Origin of the sequence: Mesorhizobium sp. M7A.F.Ca.CA.004.04.2.1 (genome assembly GCF_004022825.1) — a bacterium.
Lineage (GTDB): Bacteria > Pseudomonadota > Alphaproteobacteria > Rhizobiales > Rhizobiaceae > Mesorhizobium.
Window position 1 is genome coordinate 1 of the sequence record NZ_RZPH01000503.1, and the last position, 4,234, is coordinate 4,234.

The 4,234-nt window shown below is 56.8% G+C and carries 4 protein-coding genes, 1 tRNA gene and 1 pseudogene; 3 read left to right on the forward strand and 3 right to left on the reverse strand.

The annotated features are described in order from the left end of the window. The first annotated feature begins 116 nt into the window (after positions 1–116). The 3 genes from EN893_RS21105 to EN893_RS21115 all read left to right on the forward strand — a co-directional run bounded on the left by EN893_RS21105 (position 117) and on the right by EN893_RS21115 (position 1,876). Positions 117–193 (forward strand) — tRNA-Arg (locus EN893_RS21105). A 253-nt stretch (positions 194–446) separates the two neighbouring features. Then, complete coding sequence (locus tag EN893_RS21110; RefSeq protein ID WP_127267265.1) at positions 447–770, forward strand: hypothetical protein; 324 nt, start codon at positions 447–449, stop codon at positions 768–770. Positions 771–817: 47 nt separating this feature from the next. Beyond that, positions 818–1,876: an ImmA/IrrE family metallo-endopeptidase gene (locus EN893_RS21115; protein ID WP_164749084.1), complete on the forward strand. Its 1,059-nt coding sequence runs from the start codon at positions 818–820 to the stop codon at positions 1,874–1,876. Here EN893_RS21115 and EN893_RS21120 read toward each other — a convergent pair. The 3 genes and pseudogenes from EN893_RS21120 to EN893_RS38710 form a co-directional block, all read right to left on the reverse strand. After that, positions 1,873–2,811: a hypothetical protein gene (locus tag EN893_RS21120; RefSeq protein ID WP_127267267.1), complete on the reverse strand. Its 939-nt coding sequence runs from the start codon at positions 2,809–2,811 to the stop codon at positions 1,873–1,875. The genes EN893_RS21115 and EN893_RS21120 overlap by 4 nt on opposite strands. Continuing rightward, on the reverse strand, positions 2,792–3,871 hold the full coding sequence (locus EN893_RS21125) for a thymidylate synthase (RefSeq protein ID WP_127267268.1): 1,080 nt from the start codon (positions 3,869–3,871) through the stop codon (positions 2,792–2,794). Before EN893_RS21125 ends, EN893_RS21120 begins: the two co-directional genes overlap by 20 nt. Before the next feature lie 181 nt (positions 3,872–4,052). Beyond that, positions 4,053–4,234, reverse strand: a pseudogene (locus EN893_RS38710) (LacI family transcriptional regulator); the annotation flags it as partial.

A 4,234-nucleotide genomic window follows, 5' to 3' on the forward strand; every position in this document is an offset into this window, starting at 1 on the left:
CACCGGGCCATGTCGCTGCGCCAATCTCCAATTGCCCGTTGAAGCCCGCGCCTGCTTCCGCTAAGAAGCCGTGACTTGCCGGTTCACCGGCTGGTTCGTTTTCCGGATTCCGGAAAGCACCCGTAGCTCAGCTGGATAGAGCGCTGCCCTCCGAAGGCAGAGGTCACAGGTTCGAATCCTGTCGGGTGCGCCAGAATGCAAAGGGGTCCGTTCTGGACACTGCGTTTGGCGGTGGCTGCTTTGCGCCGCATATCAGCAAGGATAAGCACAATCGCTCAGCTACATGACGACACCGGCATTGATTATGGTGTCGTAGCCGGATAGCGCTGACATTAGTTGTCTAGACGAACGATTCGACTTGTCTTTTTCCTCGGGCTGTCTCTCACTACTCGCAGCGCGAAGTAGTCACAGGCGTGGTCTCGGGTCTGCTCGCGGGACGATTTGCCTTGGAACTTCACTATCTCACACCGAAAATCCGAAGGGCAACTATCGACGGAAAGGCGGCAACGAAAATGCTCGGTGAGGACCTGGCACGGTCATACCACAGTCTTATCGCAGACATGCGGGGCGCCATTTATCTCCACGAAGTGCCGGATGAACCAAAGGTTAACTGGGCTGAAGGCAAGATCGGGTTAAGCTATCCATTGGGAGATTCCGCTGTAGTGGAGGTGGAGCCCATCGGAGCCGGTGTGATCGACACGACCAACTGGGGCGATGTTCACCGCGTTAAGCTCTTGCGGATTCTCAACAACGGAAAGCTGCTAGCATGATTGACCCTAACTGGTCTTCACCGCCGGGCGACACGATAGTGCGGCTCATGGACACCAAGGAAATCGACGGCGCAGAACTCGCTGACGCATTGGGAATATCCACAGACGATTTCGACGCTTTGATTAGGGGCCACCGTCGGTTGACAGAAAGTGACGCCGGTGTTCTGGCCGACAATCTAGGGTCTACGACGCGGTTCTGGCTGGCCCGCGATAAATCCTACGTTTTGGATATGGCCCGTTTGGACGAGAGTTCACAAGACTCAGAGGCGTCATGGGTCGCATCGATGCCGGCAGCATCGATGCGCAAATTCGGTTGGGTCCCCAAAGGCAGCAAGTCTAAGAACAAACTCAAGGACGAGATTCTCGCATTTTTTGGCTGCTTGACTCTGCAGGAATGGGGACAGCGCTACTCATCGGGCGTGGGCGCTGTCGCTTTCCGAACCTCACTATCCCTCGCGTCCGACGGCATGGCCACACTGGTCTGGCTGCGCGCCGGCGAATTGGCCATCGCCGACCGTGACCTGCCCGAGTTTGACCTCTCGGCATTTAGGAACATGCTTCCAGGACTAAAGAAGCTTTCAGCTTTCAAACGGCCATCCGCGTTTGTTCCGCGCCTCGTAGCCGCTTGCAGATCTGTCGGTGTGGCAGTAGCAACCGCCCGGACTCCGGACGGTTGCCGCGCAAGTGGCGCGTCCTGGTTCGATACCAACGGCAATCCGGTCATCCTGCTTAGCTTCCGCCATATGGCGGAAGACCATTTTTGGTTCACGTTCTTTCATGAGGCTGCGCACATCGTACTGCATGGGCAAGACCATATCGACGGCGAAGGCGCTGTATTCATGGGAACGGACACGGAGACTCAAGAACGAGAGGCCAACGAGTTTGCGCAAGAATTGCTCTTTCCTGCCAATTTTCGGGAAGAACTCGACAACCGTGGCGTGGGGCCGAAGGCTATCATGGCCATCGCCCGAGCGGTGGATGTCACACCAGGTATCATCGTAGGTCAGTTGCAGCGGGCCGACGTGGTGGATCACAGCAAGCTGAACTTCCTCAAGCGCCGCTACCGTTGGGGTGAAGACCCAAACATACCTGACCTGATCGACTAACCTCTGAAATAAGTGTAGATCGTCGGGCTCTTCTGCCAATTGCAGAGACTGTCTTCAAGCACTTGCTTACCCACGTTGAGGTAGTCGTCGAGCGTATCAACCGCCCTCTCGATCTCCTTGGGCTTACCTTCTGCATTGGTCGCTCCCAAGACTAGCAGCTTAGCCCCGAACAACGGGCCGGTGGCGCCCGTTAGGTACACACTGTCGGCGTCAATCGGCGCTAGGTCTAGCTTGCCCAACATGGTCAGGAAGTCGAACTTGCCCAAGCGACCAAAACCGTAGACATCCTTCATCGATCGGTAGAGCTTCTTGAAAACTGCCGTAGGCTCCTGGCCAACCTCTTTATGTATCAGCCGCACCTTGGAATTCATACCACCCGAGGCCGTCAACCATTCGTGGAAAGTACTGAACACCTTGCCAATATTGCCAATCTTCTTGCTTTGGTACTGACGGTGGTTCGAAAATCGTCCGGATATAGATTTGGACTTCAGGTCATCCTCATGCGTGGTTAACATCGCCTCAAAATCGGCCCTGTTGACGCCATAGCGCTCCAAAGTCCACACCGGCCCCTCTCCGAACGAGCCCATGACGTTCGCGGCCAGCTTCCAGGCATCTTCGGCGTGTTTGCCAAAATGAGTGCCCAGAAAAGCTATCCATACCGCTTCGTCGCGGCGGCCCTTGGTATCAAGATAAAACGCACCTTTCAGAGGATCGAAAAGAGGGGAGTACGGATTGATACGATCAGCCGAGATGGCTGGGCGATGGCGGAAATTCCGCACATACTCGATCCGTCGGATGCTCGACACCATCTGCTCAACCAGTGTCTGTCTGGCCGCGGGATCCGCGATACCGGGAAGTGGACCGAATTCGTCTTCGTATGCCGCAAGGCCTTTCAGCAATTGGAATTGGCGGTCCCTATGGATTCCGTTGGGCATCTACTTCTTCCGGTTCGAACAGTTCTCGGATGACCGGATCCGCCACTTTCTTCTTAGCGATCCGATCGAGCACATAGAGTTTGAACCCGTCATGGTTCAGCCGGTTGAGCAACTCGGCGGCACGCTTCGTATCCCGTAATGTGCCAAGAGCAAAGACGCGCAGCAGTATAATCAGGTCCCGCCAATAGGGGTCGAGATCCGCCACGGGTTCGAAATTCGGGTTGCCGGCACGGATTTCACGTTCCGCTTCCAGCACTTGCCATACGGCCGGCCACGGATCGCCCAACGGCATCGGCGGCATGGGGACGATGTCGTGCAGCCCCTCGTCCACGTACTTCTGGGCGTTTGTACGCGGCTTTTGCCTTTCCGTGTCGTCGTAGAGATGTAGGCTGGCCACCGAGTGATGATAGGTTCCTGGTTCGACCCCTAACTCACGCGCGGCGATCTCCTGCAGCATGGTAAACGAGAAGACGTCATGCGGCAGCCCGAGGAAAACGTCGTTGGACCGCATGTGCACGTGTAGGTGAAGCCGTTTCTTCCTGATGACGAAATGCAGCGTGCAGGTGCAAGGAATGTCCTTGCTTTTTTTGCCGTCTGCACCGTTTCGAGCACCGTCGGCGTTCGCGTAGATTTGGATGATCGCGTTACGCGAACCGGGCTCGGCGCGCAGAGTGTCGATCACGCGCTGCCATTCGTCCTTGGGCTCGGCGTCGCCGTGCAGGCGAGCGCGCCCGAAGATACGGCGGCCATAAGCGCCGTTGAGCGTCTCGCCGTCGTCGGAAAACTCGTCATATCCTTCGATGTAGTAATTGATTTGGTCTAATGCGTCGCTGCCTGACAGGTACCAGAGCAGTTCGCCAAGCGGACTGAAAACTCTAGCGCGCGCCTCGGATCTTCCCAGTCGCGCACGCGGATTAGTAAGTTCGAGAAGCGCACCGAACAACTCGGTGCTTGTACCTTTGCGTGATCTCACGCGGTTGTTCCGCTTGTTACCGGACAACAGCCGCGTGAAAACCTTTCGCATTAAATCGTCGAGATTGTCGGCAGAGTGATGAAACACGCACGGTCCTTGCTGCCGAGTCTGCTGTTGAACCTGACTATCAAGCAAGATCGATTCGCGATTATATCTCAGCAGGAAGAGTATCCGGCTGCAATTGAATATTCCACCACCGCCTTTTATTCGGCTGCAGAATTCGCAACGTCCAGTTCGGCGCTCCCTTTGCTGCCCAGCCGCGCCGCCGTCAGCCCGCCACCCCCCTCACACTCTCCCGCTCCACCAGCGGGCACTCCAGCTTCGTAATCGGATACCGCCCCCGTCCAGGCGCCGCCGGCGCTTCCAGCTGTTCGATCGCCCATTGGCCCATCGCCATATGCGGCAGGATCGAGGTCGTCAGCGGCGGGGAGAGGGGGGGGGGGGTTTTCT

Coding starts and splice junctions, on each gene's coding strand:
- EN893_RS21115 (WP_164749084.1), top strand. CDS start 818: ATGGACACCAAGGAAATCGACGGCGCAGAACTCGCTGACGCATTGGGA.
- EN893_RS21120 (WP_127267267.1), bottom strand. CDS start 2,811: ATGCCCAACGGAATCCATAGGGACCGCCAATTCCAATTGCTGAAAGGC.